This is a genomic window from Streptomyces sp. bgisy027 (assembly GCF_057710365.1).
Genome location: NZ_JBYIVZ010000045.1, coordinates 44,080 through 64,246, shown reverse-complemented (window position 1 = coordinate 64,246; position 20,167 = coordinate 44,080). Strand labels below are relative to the sequence as shown.

General features: G+C 69.5%; 21 protein-coding genes. 4 read left to right on the top strand and 17 right to left on the bottom strand.

Going from position 1 to position 20,167, the window contains the following annotated elements:
• Positions 1 to 2: 2 nt before the first annotated feature.
• The gene (locus tag AC3ETA_RS35635) at positions 3 to 1,598 is read right to left on the bottom strand and encodes an FAD-binding oxidoreductase (RefSeq protein ID WP_432197027.1); all 1,596 of its coding nucleotides are present in this window, start codon (positions 1,596 to 1,598) and stop codon (positions 3 to 5) included.
• A 539-nt stretch (positions 1,599 to 2,137) separates the two neighbouring features.
• Between AC3ETA_RS35635 and AC3ETA_RS35630 the strand changes: the two genes are divergently transcribed.
• Positions 2,138 to 2,995, top strand: a complete 858-nt coding sequence (locus AC3ETA_RS35630; protein ID WP_432197026.1) for a helix-turn-helix domain-containing protein — start codon at positions 2,138 to 2,140, stop codon at positions 2,993 to 2,995.
• 35 nt (positions 2,996 to 3,030) lie between these two features.
• The gene (locus AC3ETA_RS35625; protein ID WP_432197025.1) at positions 3,031 to 3,528 is read left to right on the top strand and encodes a hypothetical protein; all 498 of its coding nucleotides are present in this window, start codon (positions 3,031 to 3,033) and stop codon (positions 3,526 to 3,528) included.
• 29 nt (positions 3,529 to 3,557) lie between these two features.
• Here the strand turns inward: AC3ETA_RS35625 and AC3ETA_RS35620 are convergent, their stop codons facing one another.
• The 3 genes from AC3ETA_RS35620 to AC3ETA_RS35610 all read right to left on the bottom strand — a co-directional run bounded on the left by AC3ETA_RS35620 (position 3,558) and on the right by AC3ETA_RS35610 (position 6,154).
• Positions 3,558 to 4,043 (bottom strand): DUF397 domain-containing protein, encoded by a 486-nt coding sequence (locus tag AC3ETA_RS35620; protein WP_432197024.1) that lies wholly within the window; start codon positions 4,041 to 4,043, stop codon positions 3,558 to 3,560.
• Positions 4,044 to 4,527: 484 nt separating this feature from the next.
• Entirely contained in the window at positions 4,528 to 5,526 is a 999-nt protein-coding gene (locus tag AC3ETA_RS35615) for an inorganic phosphate transporter (protein ID WP_432197023.1), read from the bottom strand.
• 7 nt (positions 5,527 to 5,533) lie between these two features.
• On the bottom strand, positions 5,534 to 6,154 hold the full coding sequence (locus AC3ETA_RS35610; protein ID WP_432197022.1) for a DUF47 domain-containing protein: 621 nt from the start codon (positions 6,152 to 6,154) through the stop codon (positions 5,534 to 5,536).
• Between the two features lie 236 nt (positions 6,155 to 6,390).
• Here AC3ETA_RS35610 and AC3ETA_RS35605 point away from each other — a divergent pair, with 236 nt between their 5' ends.
• The gene (locus tag AC3ETA_RS35605; protein ID WP_432197021.1) at positions 6,391 to 6,783 is read left to right on the top strand and encodes a metal-sensitive transcriptional regulator; all 393 of its coding nucleotides are present in this window, start codon (positions 6,391 to 6,393) and stop codon (positions 6,781 to 6,783) included.
• Positions 6,784 to 6,805: 22 nt separating this feature from the next.
• Here the strand turns inward: AC3ETA_RS35605 and AC3ETA_RS35600 are convergent, their stop codons facing one another.
• Positions 6,806 to 6,982, bottom strand: coding sequence for a hypothetical protein (locus AC3ETA_RS35600; RefSeq protein WP_432197020.1), 177 nt, complete (start codon positions 6,980 to 6,982; stop codon positions 6,806 to 6,808).
• 110 nt (positions 6,983 to 7,092) lie between these two features.
• Complete coding sequence (locus AC3ETA_RS35595; protein WP_432197019.1) at positions 7,093 to 7,929, bottom strand: SCO4651 family lipoprotein; 837 nt, start codon at positions 7,927 to 7,929, stop codon at positions 7,093 to 7,095.
• 125 nt (positions 7,930 to 8,054) lie between these two features.
• Between AC3ETA_RS35595 and AC3ETA_RS35590 the strand changes: the two genes are divergently transcribed.
• The gene (locus AC3ETA_RS35590) at positions 8,055 to 8,234 is read left to right on the top strand and encodes a hypothetical protein (RefSeq protein ID WP_432197018.1); all 180 of its coding nucleotides are present in this window, start codon (positions 8,055 to 8,057) and stop codon (positions 8,232 to 8,234) included.
• Between the two features lie 147 nt (positions 8,235 to 8,381).
• Here the strand turns inward: AC3ETA_RS35590 and pstB are convergent, their stop codons facing one another.
• From pstB to AC3ETA_RS35535, 11 genes are all read right to left on the bottom strand, one after another.
• Entirely contained in the window at positions 8,382 to 9,158 is a 777-nt protein-coding gene (pstB, locus tag AC3ETA_RS35585) for a phosphate ABC transporter ATP-binding protein PstB (RefSeq protein WP_432197017.1), read from the bottom strand.
• 56 nt (positions 9,159 to 9,214) lie between these two features.
• Positions 9,215 to 10,279 carry a phosphate ABC transporter permease PstA gene (pstA, locus tag AC3ETA_RS35580; RefSeq protein ID WP_432197016.1) on the bottom strand — a complete coding sequence of 355 codons (1,065 nt, stop codon included), beginning with the start codon at positions 10,277 to 10,279 and terminating at the stop codon, positions 9,215 to 9,217.
• Complete coding sequence (gene pstC / locus AC3ETA_RS35575) at positions 10,276 to 11,280, bottom strand: phosphate ABC transporter permease subunit PstC (RefSeq protein WP_432197015.1); 1,005 nt, start codon at positions 11,278 to 11,280, stop codon at positions 10,276 to 10,278. Before pstC ends, pstA begins: the two co-directional genes overlap by 4 nt.
• A gap of 95 nt (positions 11,281 to 11,375) precedes the next feature.
• Positions 11,376 to 12,509 carry a phosphate ABC transporter substrate-binding protein PstS gene (gene pstS / locus AC3ETA_RS35570; protein WP_432197014.1) on the bottom strand — a complete coding sequence of 378 codons (1,134 nt, stop codon included), beginning with the start codon at positions 12,507 to 12,509 and terminating at the stop codon, positions 11,376 to 11,378.
• Between the two features lie 244 nt (positions 12,510 to 12,753).
• On the bottom strand, positions 12,754 to 13,176 hold the full coding sequence (locus tag AC3ETA_RS35565) for an NUDIX hydrolase (RefSeq protein ID WP_432197013.1): 423 nt from the start codon (positions 13,174 to 13,176) through the stop codon (positions 12,754 to 12,756).
• Between the two features lie 54 nt (positions 13,177 to 13,230).
• The gene (locus AC3ETA_RS35560; RefSeq protein ID WP_432197012.1) at positions 13,231 to 14,457 is read right to left on the bottom strand and encodes a CHAD domain-containing protein; all 1,227 of its coding nucleotides are present in this window, start codon (positions 14,455 to 14,457) and stop codon (positions 13,231 to 13,233) included.
• Positions 14,438 to 16,813, bottom strand: a complete 2,376-nt coding sequence (locus AC3ETA_RS35555; protein WP_432197011.1) for an RNA degradosome polyphosphate kinase — start codon at positions 16,811 to 16,813, stop codon at positions 14,438 to 14,440. The genes AC3ETA_RS35560 and AC3ETA_RS35555 overlap by 20 nt, the downstream gene beginning before the upstream one ends.
• A gap of 134 nt (positions 16,814 to 16,947) precedes the next feature.
• Positions 16,948 to 17,853, bottom strand: a complete 906-nt coding sequence (locus tag AC3ETA_RS35550; RefSeq protein WP_432197010.1) for a hypothetical protein — start codon at positions 17,851 to 17,853, stop codon at positions 16,948 to 16,950.
• Positions 17,850 to 18,851, bottom strand: a complete 1,002-nt coding sequence (locus AC3ETA_RS35545) for an ABC transporter permease (RefSeq protein WP_432197009.1) — start codon at positions 18,849 to 18,851, stop codon at positions 17,850 to 17,852. Before AC3ETA_RS35545 ends, AC3ETA_RS35550 begins: the two co-directional genes overlap by 4 nt.
• On the bottom strand, positions 18,848 to 19,735 hold the full coding sequence (locus AC3ETA_RS35540; protein WP_432197008.1) for an ABC transporter ATP-binding protein: 888 nt from the start codon (positions 19,733 to 19,735) through the stop codon (positions 18,848 to 18,850). The genes AC3ETA_RS35545 and AC3ETA_RS35540 overlap by 4 nt, the downstream gene beginning before the upstream one ends.
• The gene (locus AC3ETA_RS35535; protein ID WP_030958763.1) at positions 19,732 to 20,118 is read right to left on the bottom strand and encodes a GntR family transcriptional regulator; all 387 of its coding nucleotides are present in this window, start codon (positions 20,116 to 20,118) and stop codon (positions 19,732 to 19,734) included. The genes AC3ETA_RS35540 and AC3ETA_RS35535 overlap by 4 nt, the downstream gene beginning before the upstream one ends.
• Between the last annotated feature and the right edge of the window lie 49 nt (positions 20,119 to 20,167).

Below are 20,167 nucleotides of genomic sequence, written 5' to 3'. Positions count from 1 at the left end.
GGCTACAGCGCCTGTGGGTATGTGAAGAAGCCCTCCGGGTCGTACTGCTTCTTCAGCCGCGTCAGGCGCGTCGCGGCGTCCCCGTAGTACGCCTTGCGCCAGTCCCTCAGGGACGGGTCGGGGTAGTTCTGGTACGCGGCGCCCGAGGCGTACGGGCGCATCGCGTCGTGGGCGGACGTCAGCCAGGACTGGGCCGTGGTGCCCGTCGTGCCGGCGCGCCAGGAGGCTATGTACTGGGCCAGCATGCGCGAGCGGCGGTGCACGAACGCCGTCGACGTGGGGGAGACGCGGTTGACCGCTCCGCCGAGGGCCGTGAGGGCGATGCTGCCGGCGCCGCCGCGGACCAACTGCATCTGCTTCAGCAGGGTCTGGATGCCCGCGGCCGAGAGCGAACGGTCGAAGAAGTCCGACTTTGCCGTGTACGTCTCGCGACCCAGTGCGCCCTGCGGGGAGCGGCCGGGGGTCGGGCCGGGGAGGTGGCACTGTGCGTCGGTGCTGAAGGACGAGCAGCCGGCGTAGATCTCCATCGCCTCCTCGTAGGAGTGGCGCTTGAGGGAGACGCTACGCGCGGGGCCGGGGCCGCCGGGGCGGTCGGCCAGGCGGTCCACCGCGTTCTGGAGTTCGCGGTAGGTGCCGAGGGAGAACGCGGCGACGGAGACGGTCGGGCTGCCGCCCGCGCGGCCCGCCAGGTGCAGGGACGACCAGATCTCGTCGGGCTGGCTCGGGCCCCACTCCTGGAATGACTTGATCAGCGCGGCCGCCTTCGACCAGGGCCAGGTCATGTACGCCGTGACGCCCTGGGGGGCCGGGTGGGTCTTGAAGTGGAGTTCCGTCACGATGCCGAAGTTGCCGTTGCCGGCGCCGCGCAGGGCCCAGAAGAGGTCCTTGTTGGTGGTGGCGTCGGCGACGAGCTGCTTGCCGTCGGCGGTGATGATCGTGGCCCGGGTCAGGCTGTCGCAGGTGAGGCCGTACGCGCGGGAGGTCACGCCCTGCCCGCCGCCGAGGGTGAGGCCGGAGACGCCGACGGTGGGGCAGGAGCCGGCGGGGACGGTGGTGCCCTTGGCCGCGAGGGCGCGGTAGACGTCGATGAGCTTGGAGCCGGCGCCGACGACCGCGGTGTTGCCGGAGGCCCGTATGCGGTTGAGCCCGGAGACGTCGATGATCAGGCGGTTGTCGCCGGAGGACCAGCCTGCGTAGGAGTGGCCGCCGTTGCGGATCGCGACCTTGAGGTGGTGGGCTCGGGCGTAGGCGAGGGTGGTGCGGATGTCGTCGGGGTGGGCGACGTAGGCGACGGCGGCGGGCCTCAGGGTGTCGAACCGGGTGTTGTAGAGCTGGTGGGCGGACTTCCAGTCGGCGTCGCCCGGGCGGACGAGGCGGCCGTCGAGGCCTCGGGCGAGGGCGGTCCAGTTGGCGGGGGCGGGGGCGGGGGCGGGGGCGCCGGCGGCGGATTTGCCGGGGGTGTTGGCGGTGCCGGTGGCGGTGGCGGTTGTGGTGTGGGTGCGGGTGGCCGCGCTGCTGCTCCCGCCGCCGTTGCAGCCGGTTGCCGTCAGGGCGGTGAGGGCTGCTGCGGTGCCGCCGATGAAGGTACGCCGTTCCATGTCGCCTCCTGGGGTTACGTGGAACGAGACGGGGTGCTGCGGGGTGGGGTTCCCTCGGGCGGCGGCGCTCTGCCCCGGCTCACGTTTTTCCGCCCCGCCGTGCTTACCCGTCCCTCCCCCTTCCCCTCCCAACTCTCGGCTCCGCTTGAGCAGGTACCCCGACTCCAGTGCCGCCGCCCTCAGACGCCGGGTGCTGCGGCGAGTCCGGCTGCGAGCCGACACCGACCCGTCCGGCTCTCGCGGCCGTGGCTCCTGTGTTGAAGGGCCGAGCGATGGGTGCGCAGCCACAGCCTCTCGGAACGACTGGTTCCTTCCAACGACGGCTACTCGACGGCTCCGAAGAGGTGATGTCCGTCAAGCGAGGTCCAGTAGCAGCAGGCGAGTCGCCCTCTTCGGCCTATTAGTTCAATGCTGTGTGAGCGAAACGACATGTGTCATACTGCTGATGACGATACGTCATGTTCGTCTCGCCCACCGCTTACTGGAAGCTATGGGGTGGCGAAAAACCGTGAACACTCCCAACTGGAGGAGCATCTGACGTGGCTGCGACTGATCCTGCGCTCAACCGGCGCATCCTGCGGGAAGCTCTGCGAGAGGCGCGCGTGGAGGCTGACATGACCCAGCGTCAGGTGGCCGACGCTCTTGAGTGGTCATTGTCCAAGATTATTCGCATTGAGGCCGCTACGGTGAGCCTGTCGGTGACCGATTTGCGAGCAATGCTGCAGGTCTACGGCGTTCAAGACCCGGCCACCGTGACAGAACTCGAATACGCGGCACGCAACAGCAAGGGCAGCAGCTGGTGGGCGGAGTTCAATGATCTGATCAAGCCGCAGTTCGCCCAGTTGCTGAGCTACGAGGGTGTGGCCTCCGAGATTTTGATCTACAGCCCGGTGATCATCTCGGGCTATGTTCACACCTACGACTACGCCATGGCCTTGCTCACTGAGCGGACCAGCGAAGAGGGCGCCCGACGCAACGCCGACCTCCGTATCAAGCGGTATGAGCGGAACTTCGAGTCCGACAAGGGGCCACTGATCCGCCTGAACGTGGATGAAGCAACCCTGGTGCGCCAGATCGGGACGCCGGCAGTGATGCGGAACCAGCTGCGGCACCTCAAGGAGATCGCGGCCAACCCCAGGGTCGACTTGACGGTTCTTCCTCTGACGGCAGGCGCGCACTACAGCACACAGCACAGTTTCACGCTGCTGAGCTTCAGCGGCGGCGAGAACGACCTGCTGTACCAGGAAGCGGCGGTGGGGCTGCTGGCCAGCAGTGACGAAATCGAATACATCGCCCGGTACCGGGAGTGCTTCGAAGACATCTCCACCCGGTCGGCGTCGGGCGAGGAAGCGGTGGCTCTGATCGACGGTGCGCTCGAGCGCTTCGCCGCGAGCTGAGCCGCTGCGGCACTGAAGGGACAAGGAGAGGCTGCATGGCGGATTGGCGACAGGCATGGCAGTCCATCCTTGACGCCCTACGAGTACCGCCCTCGGGTGAGGCCGGGCAGGGTGACGCGGCAACCGCTGCTCTCGCCCATGACTTGGCGGCCGCTGGGGACACCGAAGTGGCCCGGCGCTTCGAACAGTTGGGGACCAAGCGGCACGAGCGGGAGATCGAGCGGCTCAATGAGCTTGGCAACCAGGAACGTCAACGACTATGGACACTGGTCTGTGGCATCTCGGCAAGTTGCCTGGTCGTCACTGTCTGCGGCGTCCTGCTGCTCTGTGTTGTCTGCTATGCGGCAGTCCTTGTGGTGCGTGCCGCCGTCGGACTTGAGATATCCGTTCCGCCCTGGGCGGCCGCGGCTGTCAGTTACACCGTGAACGCGATGATCACGGGGGTGATGGTGGTGGTGTCCACCGGCGTGATCCGGTTCGCTCGTCGACGTCGGGCGCGGGCGAGTGAGCAACCGCCGACGGATCCGAACTGAGCCGCACAAGGTGATCGTGGCGCAGGAGATCAGGCCCGCTTCCGTGAAGTGGTGGCCCTCCAGATGCCGGAAGCCACAGAAGCCAGGACCATGACCGTGACCCAGGCGAAGCGTTTGGCCGTCGAGTCCTGTACGAGCACGGATGCTCCTGCGCCGGCGAGGGTTGCCACACCGCCGGAAGCGAGACAGTACGCCAAGAGGCCGCCTCGCGCGTGACGCCATCCGCTCGGGCTGCGTCCTGCGGTGGCGGGAAGATGCGTGGAACCGCCGTGCCCGGGAAGACCCACAGCCCTCACCTCTCCACGATCAGATTGATTCGTCGTGTCACCGGATAGCTCTACCTGGGCTTCGAGGGAAGAGACAAAGGCGCGCCAAGTGCCTTCGGAGAATTTGAGGATGCTGCCGTGCCGCCCCTTGGAGTCGCGCACCGACACCCGAAGCGCGTCGCATGCGACCTCGACACACGTACCGGCATCGTCGGAGTAAGTGCTCTTTCGCCACCCGAATTCGCCCACAGCGTGACGTCCTCCCCCGCGATCGCCCGAGCTCTGGGGAACATCACAGCCGTACCCTAGGGCACACCTGTCACGCCCGCAGAGGAACGGGCCATCTGTCCCTGCCTGAGTGGTGCTCACTTGCAGGCACGCTCAGTTCTGGGCTGAATGCCCAGCGTGACATTGGTCGTCGGGTTCGAAAACCCTCATTTACGACGACGAGTCCCACAACCCGCGCGGCAGGGCGGCAGACCGGTGTGCGCAAGCCGCCACTGTCGGATCTCCGACAGCAAGGCGCTCTGCGCAACTCGCCACCGAGCACTCGCGGCGAGCCGGCCTTCGACGACCACCTGCTGCGGCAGTTCGCTGTACGGGGCGCATCTGGGAGGCGGGTAGCCGGTCCAGAGCACTCCGGCATGTCCTCCTGCGCTCCGGAGTGGAAACCCGGCCGCGAAGAGAGCTGTTCGCTCCTCAAGCGGCACTGTGCCGACTTCGCGGCGGGCCCCTACAGAAACGCCAGATTCACAACCCCGAACGCCGCCGCGGCCACCAGTGCCGCTGCCGGCATCGTGATGAACCAGCCCAGGACGATGTTCTTGGCCACGCCCCAGCGGACCGCGTTCACGCGCTTGGTCGCGCCGACGCCCATGATGGCCGAGGTGATGACGTGGGTCGTGGAGATGGGGGCCTTGAAGAGGAACGCCGTGGTGAACATGATCGACGCGCCGGTCGTCTCGGCGGCGAAACCCTGCGGCGGGTCCAGTTCGATGATCTTGCGGCCGAGGGTGCGCATGATGCGCCAGCCGCCGGCGTACGTGCCGAGGGAGAGCATGACCGCGCAGGCGATCTTCACCCAGACCGGGATGGGGTCGCCGTAGTCCTCGACGTCGGCGATGACCAGGGCCATCACCACGATGCCCATCGTCTTCTGCGCGTCCTGGAGGCCGTGGCCGAGGGCCATGCCGGCGGCGGAGACGGTCTGCGCTATGCGGAAACCGCGCTTGGTCTTGTGGGGGTTGGAGCGGCGGAAGATCCACATGATCGCCGTCATGACCAGATAGCCCACGAGCAAACCGACGATCGGGGACACGAACATCGGGATGACGACCTTGTCCAGGACGCCGTTCCAGTACACCGTCGTCCCGCCGGCCAGCGCCGCGCCCACCATGCCGCCGAACAGCGCGTGGGAGGAGGAGGACGGCAGACCGAAGTACCAGGTGATGAGGTTCCAGGTGATCGCGCCCACCAGTGCCGCGAAGAGGATGCCCATCCCCTTCGAGCCCTCGGGTGTCTGGATCAGGCCCTCACTGACCGTCTTGGCGACGCCGGAGCCGAGGAAGGCGCCTGCGAGGTTCATCACCGCGGCCATCGCCAGCGCCGCACGCGGGGTCAGGGCCCGGGTCGACACGGACGTGGCGATCGCGTTCGCCGAATCGTGGAAGCCGTTGGTGTACGTGAAGAAGAGCGCGACCGCGATGGTCACGACCAGGGCGAAGGTGTCCATTAAGGGTTCAGGACTCCTTGACGGCGATGGTCTCCACCGTGTTCGCCACGTGCTCGAAGGCGTCCGCCGCTTCCTCGAGCACATCCACGATCTGCTTGAGCTTCAGCACCTCGATCGCGTCGTACTTGCCGTTGAAGAGGTGGGCGAGAAGCTTGCGATGTATCTGGTCGGCCTGGTTCTCCAGGCGGTTGACCTCGATCCAGTACTCGGTGAGGTTCTCCATCGTGCGCAGGTGCGGCATCGCCTCGGCCGTCAGGTCGGCGGCCCGCGCGAGCACCTCGATCTGCTGTTCGACGCCCTTGGGGAGCTCCTCGACGTTGTAGAGGACGACCAGGTCGACGGCCTCCTCCATGAAGTCCATGATGTCGTCGAGGGACGACGCGAGGGAGTAGATGTCCTCCCGGTCGAACGGCGTGATGAACGAGGAGTTCAGCTGGTGGAAGATCGCGTGAGTGGCGTCGTCACCTGCGTGTTCCGCGGCCCGCATGCGCTCTGCGATCTCGGCCCGGCCGGCGGTGTCCGCCCCGAGCAGTTCCATCAGGAGCTTCGAGCCCGTGACGATGTTGTCCGCGGATGCGGCGAACATGTCGTAGAAGCTCGTCTCCCGGGGGGTCAGACGAAATCGCACGTGGGGTCCTCAAGAAGCATCGGTTTCGGTCAGGCTGATGCTAAGCGCATCATCCGGCCACGGCTAATGGGCCGTCGTCCAGTGTCGCCCATGAGACACGGTGGTCGGCACGGGGGCTGCCCAGTGGTCCAGTCCAACGGCCGTTCCGCGGTATCGGCCACAGGCCCTATACCCGGCAAAGTTCGGTACGATATACCCAGTAGGGGTATGGAAGCGGTTTACGTCTGGAGGACGCGATGACGACCACCGAGGCCGGCGCCGGCACGACCTCCGCCGCAGACCGGAGTGGAGCGGACCGGAGTGCGGAACCGGCCGCACCGGAGATCGTGACGGACCACGACCGGGGCATCCACGGCTACCACAAGCAGAAGGACGAGCACCTCAAGCGACTGCGCCGTATCGAGGGCCAGATCCGGGGCCTGCAGCGCATGGTCGACGAGGACGTCTACTGCATCGACATACTCACGCAGGTGTCCGCCTCGACCAAGGCCCTCCAGTCCTTCGCCCTCCAGCTGCTGGAGGAGCATCTGCGCCACTGCGTCGCCGACGCGGCCCTCAAGGGCGGTGCGGAGATCGACGCGAAGGTGGAGGAGGCCACGAAGGCCATCGGCCGGCTCCTGCGGACCTGACCCCGCGCATGTGAGAGACGGCTCACTGCGCCGACGGGTCCCGTTCCTCCGCGACTCGCAGCACCTCGTCGATGTCCTCCAGGCTGAGCCGGTCCTCCCGGGCGGCCGAGGCCGCGATGATCAGCTCTCCGCACAGCTCGATCTCGGCGAGGGCCACGTGGTCCTGAACTGCCGTACCGCCGACCGGAGCCACGTGCATCACCTCTTCTCTGCCGTTACCGACTTCCTAGAGTAGGGAGCGGCCTACACACCGCGCATGGCACGGACGGGCTAGTTCTTGACGTCCGTCACGCGGGTACGCACCGACGCTCACTCCTCGGCGATCTTGCCGGCGTAGATGTCGTCGCGGTCGGGCAACCGTACGTCGACGGGGGCCCCGAAGTCGTACAGCAGGGTGGTCGAGGCGACGGCGACGGCGTCCTGCTGCCGGCCGTTGACGAAGCTGAAGCGGTGTCTGACCTTGCGGATCCGTCCGTCGTCGTCGAGGAAGACGTCGAACGGAACCTGGTCCGTGGCGAACCCTTTCGCCGCCGCGGCCAGTGCCTCGGCGTTCCCGTCGGACGCCTTTCGCGCGGCGATGTCCAGGTCGGCGGTGCCCCGGTAGTGCCGCACCGGCGTGCCGGCGACCTCCTCGTCGCCCACGTACTTCGCCGTCCGGGCCCCGCGCAGCACCTCCGCGGCGGCGAACGGGTCGGTGGCCCCGCCGGTGACGAGGTTGCCGTCGGTCAGGGACCGGGTGTCGACACGCACCCACTTGTCGGCGGGCACCCCGGCGCCGCGGTTCTTCATGAACAGGGCCCCGGGCGCGAGGAGCTCCGTGATCGGCCGGTGCGCGGTGGCGCCCGCGGGGTCCTGCGGGAGCAGGACCTTCAGCCGGCCGACCTGCCTGCGGAAGTCGTACACGCCCTGGCCGCGGATGGTGACGCGGGTGCCGCCGGTGGCCATCTCCATCGACGTACGGGTCTTGGAGCTGCGGGTCCCGGCCAGGGTGTCGGCGGCACCCCGTACGACCTGGACCGCGCCCTCGCCGTGGGCGTCCTCGGCGGCGGCCCCGGTCTGTGCGCATCCGCTGCCGGCGAGGCAGACGCACAAGACCCCAGCCGCAACGCCCGCCCCATGTCTTCTGTGCTGCTGCCGCTCCGTCATCGCCTGCCTACCCCCAGCCGGTACGTCCGTCACGGGCCCCCTGTCGTTCCGGTTAACGACGAGTAGGTGCCCCCGTCACGCACGGGGGAGGCGTGGGCCTACTTGCCCTGGGTAACGTTGTCCGTGTGGCGCAGCAGGACGGACCGAACTCCTCTTCCGAACCGGGCACCCTCTCCGATCACCGCACGTCGATGGTGGAGAAGGGGCCCTTCTGTTCGGCTCACTGCACCTGCGGCTGGCGGGGCCCGGCGAGACGCGCGCGGAGCCTGGCGCGCACGGACGCGACGGAGCACCTGCGGGGCTGAGACGCCGTAGGGCCCCGGCAGGCGTACCCGTCCGAACACAGATGCGGGCCCGCCCCCCGGGAGCCGGGGGGCGGGCCCTTTATCTGCCTCGCGGTGGCACCGCCATGCAGCACCGCGAGGGGTTCGTGTCGCCCGGAGGCGGCGGGATCAGCCGAAGCGGCCGGAGATGTAGTCCTCAGTGGCCTGGACCGACGGGTTGGAGAAGATGCGCTCCGTGTCGTCTATCTCGATCAGCTTTCCGGGCTGGCCGACGGCGGCGAGGTTGAAGAAGGCGGTGCGGTCCGAGACACGGGCCGCCTGCTGCATGTTGTGCGTCACGATGACGATCGTGAAGCGCTCCTTCAGCTCACCGATCAGGTCCTCGATGGCGAGCGTCGAGATCGGGTCGAGGGCCGAGCAGGGCTCGTCCATCAGCAGGACCTTGGGCTCGACCGCGATCGCGCGGGCGATGCACAGACGCTGCTGCTGACCGCCGGAGAGGCCGGAGCCGGGCTTGTTCAGGCGGTCCTTCACCTCGTTCCAGAGGTTGGCGCCCCTGAGGGACTTCTCGACGACGTCGTCCAGCTGCGCCTTCTTGAACTTGCCGTTCAGCTTCAGACCGGCCGCCACGTTGTCGTAGACCGACATGGTGGGGAAGGGGTTCGGCCGCTGGAAGACCATGCCGACCTCGCGCCGCACGGCCACCGGGTCGATGCCGGGTCCGTAGAGGTTCTCGTCGTCGAGCATGACCTTGCCCTCGACGCGGCCACCGGGCGTGACCTCGTGCATGCGGTTGAGCGTGCGCAGGAAGGTGGACTTGCCGCAGCCGGAGGGGCCGATGAAGGCCGTCACGGAGCGGGGCTCGACGGTCATCGAGATGTCCTCGACGGCCAGGAACGAACCGTAGTAGGCGTTGAGGCCGCTGACATCAATGCGCTTGGCCATGTGAATCACTGCTTCTTTCGAATCCGAGTCGCTGACTGTTCAACTCATTGGCCGCGTCAGCGACCGGTCTTGGGGGCCTTCCAGCGGGCGATGCCGCGGGCCACCAGGTTCAGGATCATGATGAAGGCGATGAGCACCAGTGCCGCCGCCCAGGCGCGGTCGTAGGCCGGGCCCTGACCGCCACTGTTCGCGAACTGCAGGTAGATGTAAACCGGCAGCGACCCCTGCGGGTCCTTGAACGGGTTGGTGTTGATGAAGTTGGTCACCCACACCAGCAGCAGCAGCGGAGCGGTCTCGCCGGTGATACGCGCGACCGCGAGCATCACACCGGTGGTGATACCGCCGATGGACGTCGGCAGGACCACCTTGAGGATGGTGCGCCACTTGGGCACGCCCAGCGCCAGCGAGGCCTCGCGCAGCTCGTTCGGGACGAGCTTGAGCATCTCCTCGGTGGAGCGGACGACCACCGGCAGCATCAGGATGGACAGCGCCATGGAGCCGGCGAAGCCGGAGTAGCCCATGTCCAGGGTCACGATCCAGAGGCTGAGGATGAACAGGCCCGCGACGATCGACGGGATGCCCGTCATGACGTCGACGAAGAAGGTGATGGCCTTGGCGAGCTTGCCGCGCCCGTACTCGACCAGGTAGATCGCGGTCAGCACACCGATCGGCACGGAGATCACGGTGGCGATGCCGACCTGCTCCAGGGTGCCGAGGAGGGCGTGGTAGATACCGCCGCCGGGCTCGGTGTCGGAGACCACGCCCATCGAGTGGCTGAGGAAGTAGCCGTCGAGGACCTTCACACCGCGCTTGATGGTCTCGTAGATGATCGAGACCAGCGGGATGGCGGCGAGCAGGAACGCGACATAGATCAGGCTGGTGGCGGTGCGGTCCTTGGCCTGCCGGCGTCCCTCGACGCTCGCGGAGATGCCGTAGGACCCGAGGATGAACAGCAGCGCGGCGATCAGGGCCCACTGGATGCTGCTGTCCAGCCCGGCGGCCGCGCTGATGCCGTAGCCGAGCGCGACGGAGCCCGCGGCGACCGCCCAGGGGAACCACTTGGGCAGCGTCGCGCCCTTGAGGGTGCTGGGGCGCTTGTCGGAAACAGATGCGTGGCTCATGCGTTGGCCCCCGAGAACTCCTTGCGCCGCTCGATGATGAGGCGGGCGGTGCCGTTGACCAGCAGCGTGATGACGAACAGCACCAGACCGGAGGCGATGAGCGCGTCACGGCCGTTCTCGGTTGCCTCGTTGAACTTGCTGGCGATGTTCTGGGCGAACGTGCCGCCGCCCGGGTCGAGCAGGCTGGCGTTGATGTCGAAGGTCGGCGACAGGACCATGGCGACCGCCATCGTCTCGCCGAGCGCACGGCCGAGGCCGAGCATCGAGGCGGAGATGATGCCGGAGCGGCCGTAGGGCAGCACCGACATGCGGATGACCTCCCAGCGCGTGGCGCCGAGAGCCAGGGCCGCCTCCTCGTGCATCTGCGGGACCTGGCGGAAGATCTCGCGGCTCACGTTGGTGATGATCGGCAGGATCATGATCGCGAGCAGGATGCCGACGGTGAACATCGCGCGGGGCGCGCCGCCGTTCCACTCGAAGATCCCGGTCCAGCCGAGGTACTCGTCCAGCCAGCCGTACAGGCCGCTCATGTGCGGCACCAGTACGAGGGCGCCCCACAGGCCGTAGACGATGGAGGGCACGGCGGCGAGCAGGTCGATCACGTATGCGATGGGGCCGCCGAGCTTGCGCGGGGCGTAGTGCGTGATGAACAGCGCGATGCCGAGCGAGACGGGAACCGCGATGGCGAGCGCGATGATCGACGACACGATGGTGCCGAAGGCCAGGACGGCGATGCCGAACTCCGGCGGGCTGCCGGTGGGGTTCCACTCGAAGGTCGTGAAGAAGTTGGCCTCGTCCTTGCTGATCGCGCTCGCGGCGCGAATGCTCAGGAACACGGCGATGGCCGCCATGACGACGAGCAGGAAGATGCCGGATCCGCGGGAGAACGCGAGGAAGACGCGGTCGCCGGGGCGGGTGGCGGCGCGGGCTGCGCGCTTCTGCTCGGGCGGGGACGGCTGGGGTGCGGGGGGAGGGGTGTCGTTCTTTGTAGATATGTCCATGGGGTTCTCCGGTCTGCGGAGCCTCCGCGTGGGCGGCTCCTGGCGGCGGTGCACCGGACGGTGCGGCCCGCTCCGGGGAGCGGGCCGCACTCGGGTCAGCTCAGGCTGTTGATGGTCTCGCGGACCTCGCTGATGATCTCGTCGGGCATCGGGGCGTAGTCGGCCTCGGTCAGCACGCCCTGGCCGTCCTCGGACGCCATGTAGCCGAGGAAGGACTTGACGGCGGGCAGGGTCTCCGCCTTGTTGCCCTTGTCGCAGGCGATCTCGTAGGTGACCAGCGTGATCGGGTAGGCGCCCTCGGCCTTGGTGGCGTAGTCCAGCTCAAGGGACATGTCCTTGCCGGTGCCGACGCGCTTGGCGGCGGCGATGGCCTTGGTGGCGTTGTCGAGGGTGGCCTCGACCGGCTCGGCGGCACCCGTGTTCAGCTTGACCGTCTTGATGCCGCCCTTGGCGTAGGACAGCTCGAAGTACGAGATGGCGCCCGAGGTCTGCGTCACCTGCTGCGCCACGCCGGAAGAGCCGGACGCGGACTGGCCGCCCTTGGCCTCCCAGGACTTGCCCGGCTCGTACTTCCAGTCGTTCGGAGCCGCGGCGGCGAGATACTTGGTGAAGTTGTCCGTGGTGCCGGACTCGTCCGAGCGGTGGAACGCCTGGATCTTGAGGTCGGGGAGCTTCGCGTCGGGGTTGAGCTTCGCGATGGCCTCGTCGTTCCAGTTGGTGATCTTGCTGTCGAAGATCTTGGCGAGCGTGGCGGAGTCCAGGACGAGGCTGTCGACGCCCGGGACGTTGTAGCCGACCGCGATCGGGCCGCCGACCATCGGCAGGTCGATGGCCTGGCCGCCGTCGGTGCACGCCGTCTTCTTGGACTCGGTGACCTCCTCCGGGTCCAGGGCGGAGTCCGAACCGGCGAACGCGGTCTGGCCCTGGAGGAAGGCGGTGATGCCGGCGCCGGAGCCGGTCGGGTTGTAGTTCACCTGAACGCTCTTGCAGGCCGCGGTGTACTGCTTGACCCAGGCGTCGATCGCGTTCTTCTGCGCGGACGAGCCGGACGCCTGGAGCTGGCCGCTGGCGTCGCCGCAGTCGATGCTGCCGGCGGCCGGGGCGCTCGCGGAGGCGTCGTCGCCGTTGCCGCCGGTGTCGTCGGAGCCGCACGCCGTGAGGGCCAGGGCGCCGGAGACGGCGAGAGCGCCGAGAGCGAGGACGCGCCGGTTCTTGCGCTGAAACTTCACTTGAGGGAGTTCCTTCCAGGAGCCGCCGTCCTGAATTCGGCGGCGTGCGAGGACTGGGTGATGCGGACCCGTCTTCCGAGTGCGGCCCGTCATCGTGCACGGCCGAAATTAGGCAGAACAGGTGAAGGCGCCGATGGGCATAAATGAACGAGGGGTGAACCCCTGGGTACGGCTGGGTGAGGTAACGGAACGCTTACATTGAGGACACGGGTGTATTCCGAGACTTTGTCGGGGTTGAACGGGACTATGCCAGCCGCAGCGATTCCAGCAGGGCGTCCACCAGGTCCCGGTCCCTCGGTTGGGTCAGTCGGCTCCGGGCGGCCGTGGGCGTGAGCCACAGCAGGCGGTCCACCTCGGCGTTGGGCGCGAAGGCGCCGGGGCCCGCCTCGGCCGCCCAGTAGCGGACCACCTTGGGCCGGCCGTTGGCCGGATAACGCATCGTCGGCAGCTCGGCACCGGGCTCGGCGGAGTGCCCCGTCTCCTCCAGCACCTCGCGCAGCGCGCCCGCGAGGGGGGCCTCGCCGCGCTTCAACTTGCCCTTCGGGTGCGACCAGTCGTCGTACTTCGGTCGGTGGACCAGGCATATCTCCAGCTCACCGCCTACCGGCGAACGGCGCCACAGGACACAGCCGGCCGCTTGGACGGTGAGGTCGTCAGCGGAAGTCACCGGGGGTTGCCTCCTTCGGGATTGCCTGTGTTTCAGGGGTTCCCAGGGCGTGGATCAGGGGTGATAAGGGGTGCCCACGGTCTGCATCTGCCAGGACTGCTGGAACGCGAACCGCGCCGCCTCCACCTCGTGCCGCTGGTCGGCGTGCAGCACACCGAGGGCGTACGCCGTGGCGGGGGCGATGCGCGGGGTGCGGGCGGCCTGGGCCGCGGCGGCCGCCGCCTCGGAGGCGTCGCGGTGCCGGTTGAGGGCCTGGCCGGCCGCCAGCAGCCGTACGTCCACCGGAGCCGAGTCGCCGTGCAGGACCTCACGGGCGTAACGGTGCAGGCGCAGCAGCAGGCGGACCTGGTGCCAGGGCGCGTCCTGCGGATGCGGCGCCGGGTCGGGGGAGAGGCCGTGGATCAGGGCCTCGGCGTTGTACGGGTGGCCCGCGGTCACCAGCGGCAGCGCCGCCACCGCGTCGGTGAGCCGCTCCTCGGCCGCGCCCGCCAGGGGGCGCAGGTCGGCGGTGGCCGCGGCCGGGGTGAGCGGGACCTCGCTGGCCAGTACGGCGATGTTGTCGGCGACGGCGTGGAAGCGGGAGGAGCCGAGGGCCTGGAGGGCACTGGAGTGGGCGCGGGTCCGGGCGAGGGTCAGCTGGCGTTCGAGCAGGGCGCCCGCTTTGGCGGCGCCGACGGTGAGGTTGCCGCGTTCCGTGGTGGCCGCCGGGTGGGTGGCGGGACCGGCGTTGACCGGTGCCGCTTTCTGCGGGACGGGTGCCGCCCCGGCGGCACGACTGACCGCAGCCGCGCCGGCTGCGTCGGTACGCCCGCCTGCGGATCCGCCCTCACCGGCCGCCTCCCCGGCGCCGGGCACGCCGAGCACACCCGTCTGTGCCGGCACTGCCGCCGCCCCCGACAGCCGGTGCAGCGCCAGCAGCAGGCGCTCCAGGCGGGCCGCGTAGGCGTGCTCCATCGCCAGCGTGCCGGAGAGCCAGGCCAGTTCGGGACGGATGGCCTCCGACCAGTCGGCGTCCAGCAGCGGGCGGAAGGTGTGCAGGCTGGCGCTGATACGGCGGGCCGAGCGCCGCAGCGCCCGGGCCGCGTCGACGGCATCCTGCGAGCCGTTGTCCCCCGCGCGGGCCTTGGTGCGCGCCGGGGCACCTCCCTCGCCACCGGTCTCCCGGTGCAGGCGCAGGGCTCGCAGGAACTCCGTGGCCTGGGCGCGCAGGTAGCCCGCGAGGGCGTCCCCGGACACATCCCCGGCCGTGGGGTCCGTCGGGTCAAGGTGTTGCTGTGCCACGCCGGCGCCTCCGGGCGTCTATGAGCATCTCCTGGACGTTGCGCAGGGGCTGGCCCTCCGCGTCCGTCGCGTGCCTGGTCCACTCGCCGTCCGGGCCCAGGTGCCAGGACGCGGTGGTGTCGGACATACCGGTCTCCAGGAGCCGGTTCAGTGCGGCACGGTGGGCCGGGTCGGTGACCCTGACCAGGGCCTCGATACGGCGGTCGAGGTTGCGGTGCATCATGTCGGCGCTGCCTATCCACACCTCGGGTTCGCCGCCGTTGCCGAAGCCGAAGACCCGGGAGTGTTCGAGGAAGCGGCCGAGGACGGAGCGGACCCGGATGTTCTCCGACAGTCCGGCCACGCCCGGACGGATCGCGCAGATGCCGCGGACCCAGATGTCGACCGGCACGCCCGCCTGGGACGCGCCGTAGCAGGCGTCGATGAGCGCCTCGTCGACGATGGAGTTGACCTTGATGCGGACGTAGGCGGGGCGCCCGGCACGGTGGTGCTGGACCTCCTTGTTGATCCGTGCGATCAGCCCGTCGCGCAGGGACTTCGGGGCGACCAGCAGCCGCCGGTAGGTCTCCCGCCGCGAGTAGCCGGACAGCCGGTTGAACAGGTCGGACAGGTCCGCGCCGACCTGGGGGTCGGCGGTCAGCAGGCCCAGGTCCTCGTACAGCCGTGCCGTCTTCGGGTGGTAGTTGCCGGTGCCGACGTGGCTGTAGCGCCGCAGCGTCTCGCCCTCCTGGCGGACCACCAGCGACAGTTTGCAGTGCGTCTTCAGACCGACGAGGCCGTAGACGACATGGCAGCCGGCCTCCTCCAGCTTGCGCGCCCACTTGATGTTGGCGTGCTCGTCGAAGCGGGCCTTGATCTCCACCAGCACCAGGACCTGCTTGCCGGCCTCCGCGGCGTCGATGAGCGCGTTGACTATGGGGGAGTCGCCGGAGGTGCGGTACAGGGTCTGCTTGATCGCGAGGACGTCCGGGTCGTCGGCGGCCTGCTCCAGGAAGGCCTGCACGGACGTGGAGAACGAGTCGTAGGGGTGGTGCAGCAGCACGTCCCGGTTGCGCAGGGCCGCGAAGATGTCCGGCGCGGACGCCGACTCGACCTCGGCGAGATCGCGATGGGTGCCCGCGACGAACTTCGGGTACTTCAGCTCGGGCCGGTCGATGGAGGCGATGCGGAAGAGGCCCGTGAGGTCCAGGGGGCCGGTCAGCGGGTAGACCTCGGCCTCGCTGATCTTCAGCTCGCGCACCAGCAGGTCCAGGACCTCCTGGTTGATGTTCTCCTCGACCTCCAGGCGCACCGGCGGGCCGAAGCGGCGCCGCATGAGCTCCTTCTCCAGAGCCTGGAGGAGGTTCTCGGCGTCGTCCTCCTCCACCTCCAGGTCCTCGTTGCGGGTGACCCGGAAGGCGTGGTGCTCCAGCACCTCCATGCCCGGGAAGAGCTCCTCCAGATGCGCGGCGATCACGTCCTCCAGCGGGACGAACCGGCCGGGGGAGGCCTCCAAGAAGCGGGAGAGCAGCGGCGGCACCTTCACGCGGGCGAAGTGCGGCGTGCCGGTGACGGGGTTGCGTACGCGCACGGCCAGGTTCAGCGACAGGCCGGAGATGTAGGGGAACGGGTGGGCCGGGTCGACGGCCAGCGGCGTCAGCACCGGGAAGATCTGGTGCCGGAACAGCGTGAAGAGGCGGGCCTGTTCCTTCTCCGTCAGCTCGTTCCAGCGGACGAGGTGGATGCTCTCCTCGGCGAGCGCGGGCGCGACGTCCTCGTGGTAGCACGCGGCGTGCCGGGCCATCAGCTCGCGCGAGCGGGCCCAGATCATCTCCAGGACCTCGCGGGGCTGGAGCCCGGACGCGGACCGGGTGGCGACACCGGTGGCGATACGGCGCTTCAGTCCGGCCACGCGGACCATGAAGAACTCGTCCAGGTTGCTGGCGAAGATCGCCAGGAAGTTGGCCCGCTCCAGCAGCGGGGTGTTCGGGTCCTCGGCGAGTTCGAGCACGCGCTCGTTGAACGCGAGCCAGCTGCGCTCCCGGTCCAGGAACCGGCCCTGGGGCAACTGGACGCCTTCGATCTCGGTGACCTCGTAGGCGTCGAGATCGGCGTCGATGTCGGGTTCCAGATCGGAGACGACCGCCGAGGTGACCGTGTGCGGGCGGTGCGCCGCAATGGAGCCCACGGAGGGCTGCGCGTGCTGGACACCGGTCTGGGCATTGGAGGACTGGCTCATATGTCCATTGTTCCGCGCATCGAGGCCGATGGGCGCGTCGGAAAGCGCGGGCGGGAGCGTCGCGGGGAGGCGTCGTGCGTCCCCGTTCCTCGCGCTCCCCTGTGCGGGAAGCGAAGGCTCTGGCACGGCGGCGGTCATTGGCGCAGCGTCGCAAGTCCGTCTGAACCAATGGTTACGGAGACATGGCGTGCGGGATAGCGGGGGGCGGCCCGCGGGCGTCCACGTGCCCGGACCGCACGTCCCTCCCCCCGTGGAGGGACGTGCGGCGGAACCTACGGGGTGCGGCGGCGCAGCAGCCGGAACGCGACGAGGGTCGCGGTGGCCGCGACGGCGAGAAGGATGCCGGTCTCGACGAGCTGAAGCGGCCAGAAGTGTGACCGGGGGTGCACGGTCGCACGCGTGGGGGCCCCGGAGGACAGCCACCAGGCCGAACGAATCTGCTCCACGCCGCCCGCCTCGACAAGGGTGACCGTCGGCCACAGGTGCTCGCGGCTGCGCTCCAGCACGTTGTACAGCACGAGCGCGACCGCGAACCCCACCCCCGCGGCGGGCAGCGCCCGGCGCAGCAGCAGGCCGGCGAGCGCGCCGAGTGCGAGACCCGCCAGCGGGTAGGCGACGGCGGTCGGGCCGGTGCCCAGGAAGACGTCCGAGTGGTACCAGTCGCCGACCATGTCGTCGTCCCCCCGCGCCCACACGTGCGCGAGTGCGACCCCACCGGTTCCGGCGGTGATCAGCGCGGCCGGCACGGTGAGCTTGGCGGCCAGCCAGCGGGCCGGGGTGACGGACTGGGTCCAGGCCAGCCGCGCGGTGCCGTTCTCCAGCTCGCGCCCGACGAGCGAGCCGCCCGCCCAGGCGGCCACGCAGAAGATCGAGTACGACAGGCTCGTGGCGATCATGGAGATGACCGCCTGGTAGGTGTCGTCGACGGTGATCGCCTCGGCGGCCGCGCACGAGGGCAGGCCGTCGACGGGCGGCTCGGCGCATCCGATCATTCCCAGGCGGGCCTCGTCACCGATGGCGTGCATCCAGATCAGCGCGGCGACGGCGGCGGTCACGGCCAGGCCCCAGAAGACCAGCGCCGTGCGGTGCACACGCAGCACGACCCAGGCCGGGCCGCGTGGAACCAGGCGTGAGCTGCGGGTGGCCGCGGTCGCCGTCGCGGGGAGCGTAGCGGTCATACGGCGACCCCCGTACGGCGCTTCAGCAGCCGGAAGGCGATCAGGACCACCAGGGCGGTGACCGCGAGGACGATGCCCGTCTCCACCAGCTGGAGGGGCCAGAAGTGGGAGGCGGGGTGGTAGTCGCGGTAGAAGCCGACGATGTCGTGGTCGGCCAGACACTTGGCGTCGTCGATGCACAGGGGGTCCGAGACCCGCGCGCCGGTGGAGGTGAGCGCGCCGTCGCCGAGGACCATGCCGATGTACTCCGGGTAGCCGTCCTCGGCGGTCAGCGTCTCGACCGGCCACAGGTACGGGCGCAGGGTGCCGAGCAGGGACGAGACGAGGACCATGCCGACGACCGCCGTGCCCAGTGCGGGCAGCGCCCGGCGCTGGAGCAGGCCGGCGAGGACGCCGACGGCGAGGCCGAGCAGGACGTACGCCGTGGCGAGGGTGCCGTTGGCCTCGAAGGTGGTGCTCTGGTACCAGTCCCGTGAGCCCATCGCCAGACGCAGCTGTCCGTCCGTGGACCACATCAGCCGGTGCAGCAGCGTGAGCGCGAGGGTGCCGGTGGCGAGCAGGGCGGCCGGCACCGCGAGTTTGGCGGCCAGCCAGCGGGCCGGGGTGACGGACTGGGTCCACGCCAGCTGAGCCGTGCCGTTCTCCAGCTCACGCCCGATCAGCGCCCCGCCCGCCCAGGCCGCGGCGAGGAAGGGTGCGAGGCCGAGCACTCCGGCGCCGAGGCTGTTGAAGGTGTCGTACCGCTTGTAGGCGGGGCCCGTGTAGTCACAGACCAGGACCGGCTGCGCCGAGTCGCACCCCAGCCGCCGGAACTCGGCCCAGGCGGCGTCCGCCCCCGGACCGTACGCCCACAGCAGCGCTCCCGCGCCGAAGGCCACCAGCAGCACCCAGAACCACAGCGCCCAGCGGTGCACCCGCAGCATCGTCCAGAGCAGCCCGCGCGGCCCCCGGGAGGACGTGGCGGCGGTGGACGTCTCGACGGTCGTCACGGCGGTCATACGGCGGCCTCCCGCACGTCGTCGAGGCGCAGGACCGGGGCCTGCGGGGCGCGCAGGTGGGCCAGGACCAGCTCCTCCAGGGTCGGGGCGGTGGCCTGCAGGTCGGTGTCGAGCGGCCCTTGTGGACGTACCAGGGCGGTGAGTTGGCGGCCCGTCGTGCGGGACTCGATCACGGTGTGGGAGTCGAGGGACGTGTCGGCCCGGCCGGTGACGAGGCGGTGGGCGGCGAGCAGGTCGTCCAGCGGGCCGGCGAGGCGGACCCGGCCGGCGCCGAGCAGCAGGAGGTGGTCGCAGGAGCCGTCCAGCTCGGCCACGACGTGCGAGGACATGACAACCGTGGTGCCGTGCTCGGCGGCGTCGGCCATGAGGGTGGCCATCAGCTGGTGCCGGGCCAGCGGGTCGAGGTCGGCCATCGGCTCGTCCAGGAGCAGCAGTTCGGGCCGCTTGCCGAGGGCGAGGGCGAGCGCGACGCGGGTGCGCTGGCCGCCGGAGAGGGTGCGGATCCTGGCGTCCGGTTCGAGTTCGCCCTCGTCGACGATCCGCTCGGCGACCTTCGCGTCCCAGCGGCCGGGGTTGAGCTCACGGCCGAAGCGCAGGGTGTCGGCGACGGTGAGCTGAGAGTGCAGGGGCTTGTCCTGGGCGACGTACGCGAGTCGTTCGCGGACCGCCGCCGGGGCCTGGCCGAGGACGGTGAGGGTGCCGTCGGTGGGGCGGATCAGCCCCGCGGCGAGGGCGAGCAGGGTCGACTTGCCGGCGCCGTTCGGGCCGACCACGGCACACACGCTGCCCGTCGGGAGCCGGAAGTCGCACGCGTCCAGCGCTGCCTTGCGCCGTCGCCCGAACGTCCTGCTCAGCGCTGCCGCCTCGATGGCGGTCCCGGTCATGACTCGTCCCCCTTGAAGTGCGTGTCCAGTACGGAAGTGAAGAGCGCGTCCACGTCGTCGCGGTCCAGCCCGGCCGCGCGGGCCCGTGCGGCCCAGGCGTCCAGCTCGGTGCGCAACGGCGAGTCCGCCGGCGCGGTGTTCAGTCCCCGTCGCACGAACGTGCCGAGCCCCCGTCGTGCCTCGACCAGGCCCTCGCGTTCCAGTTCGCGGTAGGCCTTGAGCACGGTGTTGGGATTGATGGCGGTCGCCTCGACGACCTCGCGGGCCGTCGGCAGCTTGTCGCCCGGCTCCAACAGGCCCAGACGCAGGGCCTGTTTGGTCTGCTGGACGATCTGCACGTAGGTGGCGACGCCGGAGCGCCGGTCGATGCGGTACTCGACCATCCGTTCCACCACCCTTTCACTAATTGAGTAGTGAAAGGGTGGTGCAAAG